Origin of the sequence: Flavimaribacter sediminis (genome assembly GCF_019492055.1) — a bacterium.
Classification (GTDB): Bacteria; Pseudomonadota; Alphaproteobacteria; order Rhizobiales; family Rhizobiaceae; genus Flavimaribacter; species Flavimaribacter sediminis.
In genome coordinates this window covers 237,661-251,193 of the sequence record NZ_JAICBX010000001.1, presented here as the reverse complement: position 1 = coordinate 251,193, position 13,533 = coordinate 237,661, and the positions used below count along the sequence as shown (strand labels likewise).

The 13,533-nt window shown below is 60.5% G+C and carries 12 protein-coding genes; 3 read left to right on the top strand and 9 right to left on the bottom strand.

The features are described 5' to 3' along the window. Positions 1–121 precede the first annotated feature (121 nt). From ligA to K1W69_RS01135, 8 genes are all read right to left on the bottom strand, one after another. Positions 122–2,260 (bottom strand): NAD-dependent DNA ligase LigA, encoded by a 2,139-nt coding sequence (gene ligA / locus K1W69_RS01170; RefSeq protein WP_220226501.1) that lies wholly within the window; start codon positions 2,258–2,260, stop codon positions 122–124. Between the two features lie 141 nt (positions 2,261–2,401). Continuing rightward, positions 2,402–4,069, bottom strand: a complete 1,668-nt coding sequence (gene recN, locus K1W69_RS01165) for a DNA repair protein RecN (RefSeq protein ID WP_220226500.1) — start codon at positions 4,067–4,069, stop codon at positions 2,402–2,404. Positions 4,070–4,077: 8 nt separating this feature from the next. Then, positions 4,078–4,917 (bottom strand): outer membrane protein assembly factor BamD, encoded by an 840-nt coding sequence (locus tag K1W69_RS01160; RefSeq protein ID WP_258570763.1) that lies wholly within the window; start codon positions 4,915–4,917, stop codon positions 4,078–4,080. A 293-nt stretch (positions 4,918–5,210) separates the two neighbouring features. After that, positions 5,211–6,164 carry a UDP-3-O-acyl-N-acetylglucosamine deacetylase gene (gene lpxC, locus K1W69_RS01155; protein ID WP_220226498.1) on the bottom strand — a complete coding sequence of 318 codons (954 nt, stop codon included), beginning with the start codon at positions 6,162–6,164 and terminating at the stop codon, positions 5,211–5,213. 341 nt (positions 6,165–6,505) lie between these two features. Then, positions 6,506–8,224 carry a cell division protein FtsZ gene (gene ftsZ / locus K1W69_RS01150; RefSeq protein ID WP_220226497.1) on the bottom strand — a complete coding sequence of 573 codons (1,719 nt, stop codon included), beginning with the start codon at positions 8,222–8,224 and terminating at the stop codon, positions 6,506–6,508. Positions 8,225–8,281: 57 nt separating this feature from the next. Then, complete coding sequence (ftsA, locus tag K1W69_RS01145) at positions 8,282–9,613, bottom strand: cell division protein FtsA (RefSeq protein WP_220226496.1); 1,332 nt, start codon at positions 9,611–9,613, stop codon at positions 8,282–8,284. Beyond that, positions 9,610–10,548 (bottom strand): cell division protein FtsQ/DivIB, encoded by a 939-nt coding sequence (locus tag K1W69_RS01140; protein ID WP_220226495.1) that lies wholly within the window; start codon positions 10,546–10,548, stop codon positions 9,610–9,612. The genes ftsA and K1W69_RS01140 overlap by 4 nt, the downstream gene beginning before the upstream one ends. Then, on the bottom strand, positions 10,536–11,462 hold the full coding sequence (locus tag K1W69_RS01135; RefSeq protein WP_220226494.1) for a D-alanine--D-alanine ligase: 927 nt from the start codon (positions 11,460–11,462) through the stop codon (positions 10,536–10,538). Before K1W69_RS01135 ends, K1W69_RS01140 begins: the two co-directional genes overlap by 13 nt. Before the next feature lie 378 nt (positions 11,463–11,840). Between K1W69_RS01135 and K1W69_RS01130 the strand changes: the two genes are divergently transcribed. Further along, entirely contained in the window at positions 11,841–11,987 is a 147-nt protein-coding gene (locus K1W69_RS01130) for a hypothetical protein (protein ID WP_220226493.1), read from the top strand. Between the two features lie 109 nt (positions 11,988–12,096). Continuing rightward, positions 12,097–12,618: a helix-turn-helix transcriptional regulator gene (locus tag K1W69_RS01125; protein WP_220226492.1), complete on the top strand. Its 522-nt coding sequence runs from the start codon at positions 12,097–12,099 to the stop codon at positions 12,616–12,618. Between the two features lie 4 nt (positions 12,619–12,622). On the opposite strand, the gene K1W69_RS01120 is transcribed toward K1W69_RS01125, so the two are convergent. Then, positions 12,623–13,000, bottom strand: a complete 378-nt coding sequence (locus tag K1W69_RS01120) for a hypothetical protein (RefSeq protein WP_220226491.1) — start codon at positions 12,998–13,000, stop codon at positions 12,623–12,625. Positions 13,001–13,122: 122 nt separating this feature from the next. Between K1W69_RS01120 and K1W69_RS01115 the strand changes: the two genes are divergently transcribed. Beyond that, positions 13,123–13,530, top strand: coding sequence for a DUF6249 domain-containing protein (locus K1W69_RS01115; RefSeq protein WP_220226490.1), 408 nt, complete (start codon positions 13,123–13,125; stop codon positions 13,528–13,530). The last annotated feature ends 3 nt before the right edge of the window (positions 13,531–13,533 follow it).

Below are 13,533 nucleotides of genomic sequence, written 5' to 3'. Positions count from 1 at the left end.
AAACGGCGATATCAAACCAAACGGATACGGGCGTCACCCCTAGATTGCAAGGCGGGTCAGCCATGCAACATGGACATAGCAGACATTGTCATCGACGCATCACCGCGCCTGATGAATAGGGCTATGCGCCGACCCTTTCGAACCATTCATCCTCGTCGATCACTTCGACGCCGAGTTCGGTCGCCTTCTTCAGCTTCGATCCGGCGCCCGGGCCAGCCACAACGAGGTCGGTCTTTTTTGAGACCGAACCGGAGGTTTTGGCGCCCAGCCGCTCCGCCATCGCCTTGGCCTCGTCGCGCGACATGCGCTCCAGGGAACCGGTGAACACGATCGTCTTGCCGGAAAAGAGGGAGTCGGCCGCAACCTGCTCGGCGTCGGCGGGGCGCACCTGCTCAAGCAACTGCTCCACGATCGCCCGGTTATGCGGCTCGGCAAAAAAGGCGACGATCGCCTGCGCGACCTTGGGGCCGATGCCGTCGATATTGTTGAGATCGGACCAGGCTTCACCCTCGTCGTCGCTCGCCTCTTCCACCGCTGTCAGGAATTGGTCGGCGGTTCCATAGGTGCGCGCCAGGATCTTGGCGTTCCCCTCGCCAACGTGGCGGATGCCGAGGGCAAAAATGAAACGGTGCAGATCGACGGTGCGCCGGGCGTCGATTGCGTCGAACAGATTGGCGGCGCTCTGCTCGCCCCATCCTTCGCGGTCTTTCAGTCTCAGTTCGGCTGTTTCATCCCTTTGCCGAAGCGAGAAGATATCGGCGGGGTTGCTGATCAGACCTGCATTGTAGAACGCTTCGGCCTGCTTTTCGCCGAAGCCGTCTATGTCGAAAGCGTTGCGGGAGACGAAGTGGCGTATCTTCTCGATCGCCTGGGCCGGGCAGAACAAATCGCCGGTGCAGCGGCGAACGGAGTCCGCCCGTCCCGTCTTTTCGTTGATTTCACGCACCGCCGGACTGCCGCAGACCGGACAGACAGTCGGAAATTCGTAACGCTTGCTGTCCTTGGGCCGGAGTGAAAGATCGACATCCACGACTTTCGGGATCACGTCTCCGGCGCGATAGACCGTCACCGTGTCGCCGATCCTGATGTCCTTTCCATCCCGGATCGGCTGTCCGTCGCTGCCGATACCGGCGATATAGTCTTCGTTGTGCAGGGTGGCGTTGGACACCACGACGCCGCCAACGGTGACCGGATCCAGCCGGGCGACGGGGCTCAAGGCGCCGGTGCGTCCGACCTGGATTTCGATGTCTCGCAGGAGTGTCGTCGCCTTTTCGGCCGGAAACTTGTGGGCGATCGCCCAGCGCGGGCTGCGCGAGATGTATCCAAGCCGGTTCTGAAGCGCGAGATCGTTGACCTTGTAGACGACACCGTCGATGTCATAGGGGAGATTGGCGCGTTGCTGTTCAATCTCGCGGTAATGCCGGATCATGCCATCGGCGGAATCGAACACCTGCATCAGCGGATTGATGACGAACCCCCAGGCGCCGAATTGCTCGACCATTCCCATTTGCGTATCGGCGGGCAGTTCGGAGACTTGTCCCCAGGCGTAGGCGAAGAATTTCAGCGGGCGCTGCGCTGTGATCGACGAATCGAGCTGGCGAAGCGACCCCGCGGCCGTGTTGCGCGGATTGACATAGGTTTGCTTGCCCGCTTCCGCCTGACGGCGGTTTAATTCGGCGAAATCCGATTTCGTCATATAGACCTCGCCGCGCACCTCGAACACGTCCGGCGCGTCGCCCTTCAACGTCGTCGGGATATCCGCGATAGTCCTTGCGTTGGCCGTGACGTTCTCGCCAACCGTCCCGTCGCCCCGGGTCGCCGCCACAGTGAGTTTGCCGGACTCATAAAGGAGAGACAGCGACAGGCCGTCGATCTTCGGTTCGGCGGTCATGACGAGCGGGTCGTCAGCAGACATCTTCAGGAAGCGCCGCACCCGATTGCCGAATTCGATTACGTCCTCGTCGGAAAAGGCGTTGTCGAGCGACAACATCGGCGCCCGGTGCGTCACCTTCTCGAATTTGTCCAGCACCGCGCCGCCAATACGGTCCGACGGCGAGTCGGTGCGTTTCAGCTCGGGAAACTTCTCTTCGATCGCGAGATTACGGCGCTTCAGCGCATCATAGTCGGCGTCCGAAATTTCCGGCGCGTCCTGCGTATGGTAGCGAAGATTGTGCTTTTCGATTTCGGCGGCGAGCCAGGCGAGTTCTTCCCTCGCCTGCTCGGCGCTCAGCTCGTCAACGGGTATGGAAGATTTCGGCATTGGTCGCGTCCTGATTCCTGCGCCTATTTAATCCACGAAGACGGGTCTGGAAACAGCCGGCGCCTCCCCATTTGACGTTGATGTCGAATGTCGTGAATTTTCGCGTCACGTTATCATCGGACAATCGGATTTAATCGCCGGTTACGCGCTTTCGGCAAGCAGCCGCCCGGCGGCCGCCCGCGCTTCTTCGGTGATCGTGGCGCCGGCGAGCATCCTCGCGATCTCTTCCCTGCGCGCGTCCTCGTCCATGACGCGAACCCTGGTCGTTACCGAAGCCCCGCCGGCGTCGCCCTTGGCGATCAGGAAATGCGAATTGGCCCGCGCCGCCACCTGGGGCGCATGGGTGACCGAGAGCACCTGAACGGTCTTGGAAAGCCGTTTCAACCGTTTGCCGATGGCGTCTGCTACGGCGCCGCCAACGCCAGTGTCGATCTCGTCGAAGATCAGCGTCGGCGCGGATCCCTTGTCGGCAAGCGCGACCTTGAGCGCCAGCAGGAAACGCGACAGTTCGCCGCCCGAGGCGACTTTCAGGATCGGGCCAGGACGGGCGCCGGGGTTGGTCTGGACCTGAAAGGACACCTGGTCGATCCCGTCCGGACCGGCGCGCGCCACGTCGCTGTCGACATCGACGAAGAAACGCGCCCGCTCCAGCTTGAGCGCAGGCAGTTCGGCCATGACGGCTTCTGACAAGGCGATTGCGGCGCTGTGGCGCTTTTCGGAAAGCGAGCCGGCTGCGGCCTCGTAGTCTTTTCGGGTTTCAGAAACCTGGACCGACAATTTCGCCAGCATCTCTTCGCCGGCGTCGAGTTCCGCGAGATCCGAGACCATCCGCTCCGCAAGCGCCGGCAGTTCGCTGACCGGGACCGAATATTTGCGCGACGCCGCCCGCAATGCGAACAGGCGCTCCTCGCAGGCTTCCAGTTCATGCGGATCGAACTCGGCGTCCCGCATCGCCCTGTCGATCGCCGTCTGGGCGTCGCCGAGACTGTTGAGAGCGCCGTCAAGCGCGCCGACGATATCATCAAGCAAGCCGGGCACTTCGGATGATTTGCGTTCGAGCCGCCGGACAAGCGAACTCAGTACAGGCACAGGCGATCCATGGCCTGTCATGATCTCGTTGGCCTCGTTGATGTCCGCGGCGATCTTTTCTGCCTTCATCATCCGCGCCCGCCGCTCGGCCAGATCATCTTCCTCGCCGTCCACCGGCGCAAGCTGCTCCAGTTCATCTACCGATGACCGCAGGTAATCGGCCTCGCGCGCGGCGGACTCGACCTTCTCCCGATGCTCGATCAGCGTCTTTTCCGCCTTGCGCCAGGCCTGGTGCAGCGCCGTGACGGCAGACGCCTTTTCCTGAAGTCCGCCGAAAGCGTCAAGAAGCCGGCGGTGCGCGTTGGGATCGACCAGGGCGCGGTCGTCGTGCTGACCGTGGATTTCGACCAGCATCCGCCCGACGTCCCGCATCAGACCTACGCTCGCCGGTTGATCGTTGATAAAAACCTTTGCGCGTCCGTCGGCCGTCTGGGCGCGTCTCAGAATGATGTCGCCATCGTCGTCGAGGCCGTTTTCGCGGATCAGCAGGCGCGCCGGATGATTCGCCGGAACGTCGAAAACGGCGGTGATCTGTCCGCGCTCCTCGCCATGACGCACGAGACTGCCGTCGCCGCGCGCGCCAAGCGCCAGAGAAAGACTGTCGAGAAGTATGGATTTGCCTGCGCCGGTCTCGCCGGTCAGAACCGAAAGGCCTCTCTCAAATCCAAGATCGAGCCGGTCTATCAGAACGATATCCCGGATCGAGAGTTGCGAGAGCATATAGCGTTCTAACTGTCGTCATCCGAACCGACGACGAGGGTGCCAACCCTGGCCAGCCAGGATCCCTTGTTCTCGCGCGGTTCAAGCCCTTCGGTCTGCAGCAGTTTGTAGGAATCGGCGTACCACTGGCTGTCCGGGAAATTATGTCCAAGAACGGCCGCAGCCTCCTGGGCGTTTTCGACCAGACCCATGGTGAAGTAGACTTCAACCAGCCGAGCCAGAGCTTCCTCAACCTGAGGCGTATTGGGATAGACCTCGACGACGCCCTTGAACCGGTTGATCGCTGCGGCGTATTCCTTGCGCTCCATGTAGTACCGGCCGATCTGCATTTCCTTGCCGGCGAGCTGGTCGCGCGCAAACCGTATCTTCTCCTCGGCCTCAGGCACATATTCCGAATCCGGGAACCGTTCGATCAATTCGCGGAACGCCTGGATCGACCTCAGCGCCGTCTTCTGGTCGCGCGTGACCTGCGGAATCTGCTTGTTGTAGGAAAGCCCGATCAGGAAATAGGCGTAAGCCGTATCTTCCGAATTCGGATAGAGGCCGATGTAGCGGCGAGCCGCGTTGATTGATTCGGAGTAACGGCCCATCTTGTAGTTGACGTAGGAATTCATCACCATCGCCTTTCGGGCATATTCCGAATAGGGGTGTTGCTTGTCGATGGCTTCGAATTTGCGGGAGGCTTCCTTGAGCTTGCCGGCCTCGATATTGGCGAGCGCCTGATTGTAGAGCACGTCCGCCGGGTCGATTTCATAGCTGAGCGCAGTAATGTCGATGTCAGGATCGTTCTGGCAACCGCCGAGAACGCCGGCGACGGCCAGCCCTGCTGCGACGATAGTACCCCTCATGATGTGTCTCACCGACATTTTCTCCCCGATACAGGACTGGGTGTGAAGCAACCGAGCGGATTTGGTTTGTCCGCATCATCGTGGCGTCACTACGCGTTCAGGAACGGCACGGTACGGGCGCCCCACCTCGCGCCGTGCAGTCTTACTCTCAAATATAGCACTGCCGCAATCAAATGTCCGGATTTTCGTACATTTTTAAGGCAGCGCCTCGTTCATCCTAACAAAACAGGCACGAACGTTGGTCCGTGCCTGCATATGTTGTCTTGAGCAGTCTGCTCAATGGCGTTCTGCGCTCACAGAGCCCATGGCGCGAACATCGGCCCGCTGATAGCCACCAGTTCACCGCCGCGCATTTCTTCTGCGCGCTGCTGTGTCTCAACAACCTCGTAAGCGGTCGGATCATTCAACAGGGCTTTCAGAGCCATCGAATTCAGCTTGTGGCCACCGCGATAGGATCGGTAGCACCCGATGAACTTTGCGCCGGCCAGAGCGAGGTCGCCGACCGCGTCCAGCGTCTTGTGGCGAACGAACTCGTTCTCGTAGCGCAGGCCCTCGATATTGATGACCTTGTCGTCGTCGCTGATGACGACTGAATTTTCAAGCGAAGAGCCCAGCGCATGTCCGGAAGCCCAGAGAAACTCCACGTCGCGCATGAAGCCGAAGGTTCTGGCGCGGGCCAGTTCGCCGCGGAAAGTTTCGGCGGTGATGTCGCCCTTCCAGGCCTGACGCCCGATAACGCCGGAGTCGAAATGAATGTCGATCTCGAAACGGGTTCCTTCGTACGGAACGAATTCCGCCCAGGAACCGCCGGATTCGATGCGAACCGGTTTGACGACCCGCAGATAACGACGCTTCGACGACAGGATCTCGATGCCGGAGCGTTCCAGAGCCTCGATGAATACGATCGAACTGCCGTCCATGATCGGAATTTCAGTTCCGTCGATATCCACGATGATATTGTCGATCTCAAGCGCGTAGAACGCAGCCATGAGATGTTCGACGGTCGCCACATTTGCGCCGGCTGCATCTCCCAGAACTGTACAAAGATCAGTCGCGGCTACGTTCGAAACAACGGCCCGAATTTCGTGCGTTTCGCCATTGTCGAGTTTACGTCTGAATACGATGCCGCTGTCGGCGTCCGCCGGCTGAAATGTAATAGAAACCTTCGCCCCACTGTGCACCCCTACGCCAGAGAGCGTGGTCTCATTTACAATCGTCGTCTGATAGCCAAAGAAGTCTATACTCATTCAACAAGCCTGCTACCTGTGACCGCGGGAAACCGAGTGTGCGACATGGACGCGCCAAACATCAGCTACGAACATTTCATGCACCTTTTTTCGGAGATCCCCTGTCCAGTCATGTCCCCACCTGAAACAAAGATACGTGCCAGATTTCTACAATCCAAATCACGGTTTCTTACTCTTTGTTACGACAAAAAACACCAGTGGATTCAAGTATATAAATTGAACCCTAAATATTAAGGAACTGTTATCTTTCATAGTCTGTGAACAAGCCTGAAAAGCAGCGGGGCGAATCCGATGGATTCGCCCCGCAAACGCAGCTTTCGATGATTCGATCTTGAGAGCTTCTACAGCGCCTGACGACGCAGGAACGCAGGAATCTCGAGCTGATCTTCTTCGCTTTGCGCCGGGGCCGGCTGCTCTGCGCGAACCGGCTTTTCAGCGCCCGCGCGCCGCGGCGCATACATGCTGGCTTCCGGAGAAAGCGCGCGGCGTTCAGGCGCCTGCGCGCGCTGCGGACGGCCCTGGGCCTCGGCCGGAGCTTCCATCTCTTCGTCTTCCCGACGGCCGAGGCTGCTGGAAATACGCTTGAGGAGCCCCATCGGACCACGCTCGTCATGGATTGGATCGCCGTCATGCCTGCGCGCATGCTCCATCTCGGCTTTCACGACGGGCGGAAAGTCCTCGATGCGCGGCATTTTCGGAGCAGCGGCCTGCTGTTGAACCGGCTGCTGTCGCGGTTGCTGAGCCGGCTGTTGCGGCGCGATCTGGCGATATCCAGCCTGCGGCGTGGCCCGGCTGACGGGAGCAGGTTTCTGCTGCGCAGGCCGGGAAAACAGGCGGCTGGCCGGACGGAACTCTTCCTCCGAAGCAGCTTCGCCAAGCTCTGGAACCTCGATGTTCAGTTCCTGCTCCAGCTCGGCTTCCGCAAGCCGGATGGTTTCCTCGACCGGGTCTTCTTCCACCAGCATTTCGGCTTCCGGCCCATATTCGGGCTCGGGCTCATAGGCCGGCTGCTGCGGGATTACCGAAGCCGGACGGCTTGCCAGTTCCTGGGTATTGGTGCGCAGCGACGGCAGCTCCTGCGGGATCATGTTTTCGTCGCGGTCGATGCCGGTGGCGACGACCGACACCCGAATGATGCCCTCGAGTTCTTCGTCGAACGTTGCGCCAAGGATGATGTTGGCGTCCGCATCGACTTCCTCGCGGATGCGCGTCGCGGCTTCGTCGACCTCGAACAGCGTCATGTCGCGGCCGCCGGTGATGGAGATCAGGAGACCCTGAGCGCCCTTCATCGAGGTTTCGTCGAGCAGCGGATTGGCGATCGCCGCTTCCGCGGCCGCCAGCGCCCTGCCTTCGCCGGACGATTCGCCGGTTCCCATCATGGCCTTGCCCATTTCGCGCATGACCGAACGGACATCGGCGAAATCCAGATTGATCAGGCCTTCCTTGACCATCAGGTCGGTGATGCAGGCGACGCCGGAATAGAGAACCTGGTCGGCCATGCCGAATGCGTCGGCGAAGGTCGTCTTGTCATTCGCGATGCGGAAGAGGTTCTGGTTCGGAATGACGATCAGGGTGTCGACGCAAGCCTGCAATTCCTTGATGCCGTCATCGGCGATGCGCATGCGCCGCTGGCCTTCGAAATGGAAAGGCTTGGTGACGACGCCGACCGTCAGTATGCCGCGTTCCCGGGCCGTCTTCGCGACCACGGGGGCAGCGCCGGTTCCGGTTCCGCCGCCCATGCCTGCGGTGACGAAGCACATATGCGTGCTGTTGAGATGATCGTTGATCTCGTCGATGCACTCCTCGGCGGCGGCCCGTCCGACTTCCGGCTGGGATCCCGCGCCCAGGCCCTCGGTAACGGCCACGCCCATCTGGATGATGCGACCCGCCTTGGACATGCTCAGCGCCTGGGCGTCGGTGTTGGCGACCACGAAGTCGACGCCTTCGAGCCCCGCATTGATCATGTTGTTGACGGCGTTGCCGCCGCCGCCACCCACACCGAAGACGGTGATGCGTGGCTTAAGCTCGGTGATATCGGGCTTTTGCAGATTGATAGTCATTTGTCCTCGTTCCCTTTTCAACTCACGGCCATACCGCCACGTAGACCCATGGATTGCCTAAAAACTCTCTTTGAGCCACTGTCCGACGCGGGCGAGACGCCCGCCGCCGACCACCGGTCCATACCGACCGCGACCGGCATTGCCGCGGCTCTCAAGTGATGCGATTTGCGGATAGATCATCAGTCCCACAGCCGTTGCGAAAGCAGGCCCCTTCGCCGCCGCAGGCATGCCGGCAACGCCCAGCGGACGCCCGATTCGAACATTGCGCGACAGGATTCGCCGCGCGGCGTCGCTGATGCCCGTCAACTGGCTGGCGCCGCCGGTAAGCACGATGCGCCGCCCAACCACTGGCGCGTAGCCGGAGCGCTGGATGCGGTCCCGGATCAGCTCCAGCGTCTCGTCGATGCGGGCCCGCACGATGCGCACGACCAGCGCCTTCGGCATTTGCAGGGGCGTTTCGCTGTCGCTGTCGCCAATCGGCGGCACGGAAACCGTGTCGCTGTCGTCGCCGGCGACCGGAAAGGCCGAGCCATGGACGACTTTCAGCCGTTCGGCGTCTTCCAGACCCGTGGACAGACCGCGCGCGAGGTCCATCGTGACGTGGTGCCCGCCGAGCGCAATGGCGTCGGCCCAGACCATGCGCCCTTCCGAAAATACCGAAATCGTTGTTGTCCCGCCGCCCATGTCTATGCAGGCGCAGCCGATTTCGGCTTCGTCCTCGACCAGCGCCGAAAGACCGCTGGCGTAAGGCGTCGCCACCATGGCCTCAACAGTCAGATGCGACCGGTTGATGCAAAGCTCCAGATTGCGCAAGGGCGGCTGCTCCGCCGTCAGCACATGCATGTTTACGCCGAGATTTTCGCCATACATTCCCAGCGGATCGCGAATGGATTTCTCGCCGTCCAGGCGGAAGGATACCGGCAGAGAATGCAGCGCCACCCGTTGCGGATCGCTGATCTGCCGCGCCGCCGCGGCGAGGACCTTTTTCAGATCCGCCGATTCCACCTCATGTCCGCCGATATCGAGATCCGACGTGTAACGTTCGCTCTTCAGACGTCCCGCGGAAACATTGACAATCAGCGATTCGACAGTCAGCCCGGCGCGACGCTCGGCTGCGTGCACGGCCTTGCGGACGGAGCTCTCGACAGCCTCGACATCGACGATCACACCGGCCTTGACGCCATGCGACTTGTGGTGTCCGACGCCGATGATCTCGATCGTGTGCGTGCGACCGGGCAGGATCTGGCTTTCCTCGCGCGGCGTCAGGCGTCCGATCAGGCATACGACCTTTGTCGTGCCAATATCCAGCACGCTGACCGTCGTTGCGCGACGCGCGGCGATCGGGCGCAAATGCGGCACTGTGAAGGAGGGCGACCGAAACACGCTCATGTCTGGCTGCTCCTCTGCTTCAGGATCTTTGCGCGCTCGTCCAGCGCTTCAAGCCGACGTTCCGCGGCGCCGTCCGTCAATCCGACGACAATCCGGTCTGCAAGGCGAAGATCGACCGACTTGATATCGCGTTCGAGAAGGTCGTGCTCCTGCTGCATGGCGACCAGCACGTTCAACGCTTCGGCCGCACGCGTTTCAGGAAGAAGCACCGTGACGCCATTGTCCAGCCGCAGGTCCCAGCGCCGGTCGGCCACTCTGATATAGGCCTTGATCCGGGCCTTCACCTCAGGCCATCCGGCCAGCAGCGTGTCGATCTCGACAGCGTTCTGATCGGCGCCGAAACCGACGAACAGCGGCAGGTCGATGAATTTGCCTTCGGCCATCGGCGCAATCACGCTGCCGTTCTTTTCGATGAGCGACAGGTCCTTGCCATGCTGCCAGATGCCGAACGCCTCGCGCTCGGAGAGCACGATATCGATCGCGCCGGGGTAAACCTTGCGCACCTCGGCGTCTGCGACCCATGGAAGCTGCTTGACGAGCGCGCGCGCCTCATCGACATCGAGCGTTATGAGAGAGGAATTGTCGCCATCGAGGCCGATTTGCTGGAAGACGTCGATCGGAGACGTTTCCACATTTCCGGACACGTTGATGTCGTCGACGGCGAAACCCATGGACGAGGTCGAAGCGCGCAGCATGGTCTCGAGGTGCCCGCCGACGGCGACGCCGTAGATCAGCGTCAGACCGATCAGGCCGCTCGCGGCGTAGCTGCCCAGATGCCTCGGGATCGTGATGCGTTCGTCGATAAGGGCCTGAAAGAAACGAACCGGGCGGCGGAGCGGACGCGGCAAAACGAAGGCGCGATCGATCGCGGGCGCAATTAGCCCTCTCGGGCTGCGCCGTCCTGTTTTTCGTCCGATCCGAGTCAACGCAAACAAGATGCGTCCTCCACCATCCAGGAAACCAGCGCCCCGAAATCATATCCGGCGAGCTGGGCGAGTTCCGGCACCAGAGAGGTCGGAGTCATGCCAGGCTGTGTATTGACCTCAAGCCAGACGACCTCTCCGTCAGGAGAAAAACGGTCATCGTAGCGAAAGTCAGAACGGCTCACCCCGCGGCACCCGATAGCCTCATGGGCCATGAGCGACAGTTTCTGAATCTTTTGGTAAATATTTGGTAAAATTTTTGCTGGGAATTCGTGTTTTGAGCCCCCCGTAACATATTTTGATTCATAATCGTAAAAACTTGAGCCGACTGGGAAAATCTCGGTCACATCCAGCACCTGATCGCCCATGACGGCGCAGGTCAGCTCACGCCCGTGGACGAATCGCTCGACCATCACGCGATCGCCGTAAGGCCAGTCGGAAGAGGTCAGGATCTGCGGCGGATGCGACTGGTCTTCGTCCACGATGATCACGCCGAAACTGGACCCCTCATTGACCGGCTTGACGACGTAGGGCGTATCCATCGGATGCTCGTGACCGATATCGAAACGGTTCATAATCCGTTCCTCGGCGACCGGAACGCCGATCGCGGAGGCGATGCGCTTCGCCTGCTGCTTGTCCATGGCCACCGCCGAGGCGAGCACGCCGGAATGCGTATAGGGAATTTGCAGATATTCGAGAATGCCCTGTATTGCGCCGTCCTCGCCATAGGGCCCGTGAAGCGCATTGAAGGCCACGTCGGGACGCAATTCACGCAGGACGGTTGCGACATCCCGGTCGACATCGACGCGGGTCACCCGGTATCCGACGCCTTCCAGCGCGTCGGCGCAGGCCTCGCCCGAGGAGAGGCTGACCGGACGCTCCGAAGAGAAACCGCCCATCAGAACCGCAACGTGTTTCCCCGACATCAAACCCCCTTTGAAAGCCTCCGGGCCGCATGATGGAGTCCGAGTCCTCCCGCGAGCCGGGCGGGACGAAACGACTCAATATACGGAGACTCTTGTCTCAGAGAATCAGAGAGTTAGACCTACTGCAAGTCTTTTCGACAAATTTTATTGAAACCTGTCAAAGGCTGAATGGGAACAGGGATATGAACACCCTGCTCCCGCGAATCCCTTCACTCGCAAACCAGTTGATAGCATTGCAAAAAAATATTGGGCTCTTGGAAATGACGCCAATCACATAACATATCGCGCCAAAGACCGGACGTCCTTTCACCGGCCTTGCCGACACTGACTGAAGCCCCGCCTTCAGACGCGACCAAAAACCAGAGAACTTGAAAGCACATGCAAGCGATAGAACGCTATCCCGTCGACAAATCCCTCGCAATGCTTGCAAGAGCTCTTGACCTCTCGCCGCAGCGGATCACGCGCCGGGCCGGTCTCGACGACGCATTTCTCACCTCTGGCAGCAGAGGCGTAACGACCGAATAGTTCTTCCGTTTGTGGGTCGCAGTGATGCAGGAGGCGAAACAGCCAGGCCTCTGCGTCGCCCTTGCGCAGCAATTGGCGCGGGGTCCGTTCAGTAGAGCCGAACCGGCCCATGGCGGCGACGTTCGAAGGCGCCCCGCATCCTTTTCAGGGCTTCGAACCCTGTCTCGGCGTGTCCGCCGCCATCAGTCGCGGGGCATCGCTCGTGCTTTCGGCAAAAGACGCGAAACGCAATCTGATATCGGAAAACGCCGAGATCTGGGAGGATTTCGAGCCTCATCTCAGACGCCGCATGGCGGATCGCGAACGCCTGACGCCGATGGGCATCCGGGTCAGGAATGCGCTGCTCGAATTGCTGCCTTCAGGCGCCTCGACGATGGACGCCGTCTGCAAGAGGCTGAACATATCCAAACGCAGCCTCCAGCGTTACCTCAAGGATGAAGGACAGACGTTCCAGTCGATCCTGGACGCCACCCGCTCGGAATTGTCGCGGCATTATCTGTCGCGCGACGAACTCACCGTGAAGGAGTTTTCCTACCTGCTTGCCTATCGCGATCCGAATTCGTTCTACCGCGCCTTTCATTCATGGACCGGCATGACTCCTCAGGAAGCGCGGAGCCGGCTGGGGCAATGAAGATTCAATAGGAAAGCTGGTCGGGCGTCACATCGGTAAAATCAGGCTCAGGCGTGCGCGCGAACTGAACGCTCAAAATGGCTGTGCGATTTTCCAGGAGCGCCTTCGCCACCCGGTGCATGCCGTCCATGATCCTGCCCTGCGCGCATAAAATAATGGGATAGCGCAGATCCGCTTCCTCCGTCAGACGGATATGTTCGACAATCCGGCGGCAGGTCGGCGTGACCGCAGAGCCTGCGAACCAGTAGTCTTCGTCCAGCTCGCGAATGTCCTCCAGCGGCGTCTCCCGCACCGCAAAACCCGCCGAAAGCCGGATCAGCCGATCCACGTCCCAGGCGTGAAATCCCTTCGGGCTGGGTCGGAAGTGATACTGCTTTCTCATGGGACCGTTTTACGGCGACTGCGGACTAATCGAAAGAAGACAAAAAAAATCGCGTGCTGCATCCAGATCAAGGGCGCGTGCATCAATACAGGTACAATCCAGAATAGATCAGGAGAATAGTCATGTATGGTGCAAGTCTGGGCGCCGGCCTCGCGGCCCTCGCATTCTGGGGTTTCGTCTCCATTTGCGTCCTTGCGGGCATATGGGATAGCGCCCGCAAGCGGGAAACCCGGCACGAAACGATCCGCCGGGTCATCGAGAGCGGTCAGGAGATCGATTCTGAAATGCTGGACAAGCTGCTCGGAGGCGGCATGAAAACCGATCAGGCCCTGATGCTCGGCGGACTGGTTTGCCTGTTTCTGGCGCCCGGACTGGCAGTGTTCGGCTGGCTGATCGGCCTTCAGTGGGAACCGGCCTTCCTGCCAATTCTGGGCAGCGCTGTGCTGATCGCCCTCGTCGCCGCCGGCCTGATCGTCGCCGCGCGAATGCTCCGGCAGGAAAATCCTGCTCCGTCCGTCCGCCTGAAATAGCGA

Excerpts from the sequence above, each read along its gene's own strand:
- ftsA (WP_220226496.1), bottom strand. The coding sequence starts at position 9,613 with ATGAGCGTGTTTCGGTCGCCCTCCTTCACAGTGCCGCATTTGCGCCCG.
- lpxC (WP_220226498.1), bottom strand. The coding sequence starts at position 6,164 with ATGAGTATAGACTTCTTTGGCTATCAGACGACGATTGTAAATGAGACC.
- K1W69_RS01135 (WP_220226494.1), bottom strand. The coding sequence starts at position 11,462 with ATGTCGGGGAAACACGTTGCGGTTCTGATGGGCGGTTTCTCTTCGGAG.
- K1W69_RS01120 (WP_220226491.1), bottom strand. The coding sequence starts at position 13,000 with ATGAGAAAGCAGTATCACTTCCGACCCAGCCCGAAGGGATTTCACGCC.
- K1W69_RS01130 (WP_220226493.1), top strand. The coding sequence starts at position 11,841 with ATGCAAGCGATAGAACGCTATCCCGTCGACAAATCCCTCGCAATGCTT.
- K1W69_RS01160 (WP_258570763.1), bottom strand. The coding sequence starts at position 4,917 with ATGAGGGGTACTATCGTCGCAGCAGGGCTGGCCGTCGCCGGCGTTCTC.
- recN (WP_220226500.1), bottom strand. The coding sequence starts at position 4,069 with ATGCTCTCGCAACTCTCGATCCGGGATATCGTTCTGATAGACCGGCTC.
- ligA (WP_220226501.1), bottom strand. The coding sequence starts at position 2,260 with ATGCCGAAATCTTCCATACCCGTTGACGAGCTGAGCGCCGAGCAGGCG.
- K1W69_RS01115 (WP_220226490.1), top strand. The coding sequence starts at position 13,123 with ATGTATGGTGCAAGTCTGGGCGCCGGCCTCGCGGCCCTCGCATTCTGG.
- K1W69_RS01125 (WP_220226492.1), top strand. The coding sequence starts at position 12,097 with ATGGCGGCGACGTTCGAAGGCGCCCCGCATCCTTTTCAGGGCTTCGAA.
- ftsZ (WP_220226497.1), bottom strand. The coding sequence starts at position 8,224 with ATGACTATCAATCTGCAAAAGCCCGATATCACCGAGCTTAAGCCACGC.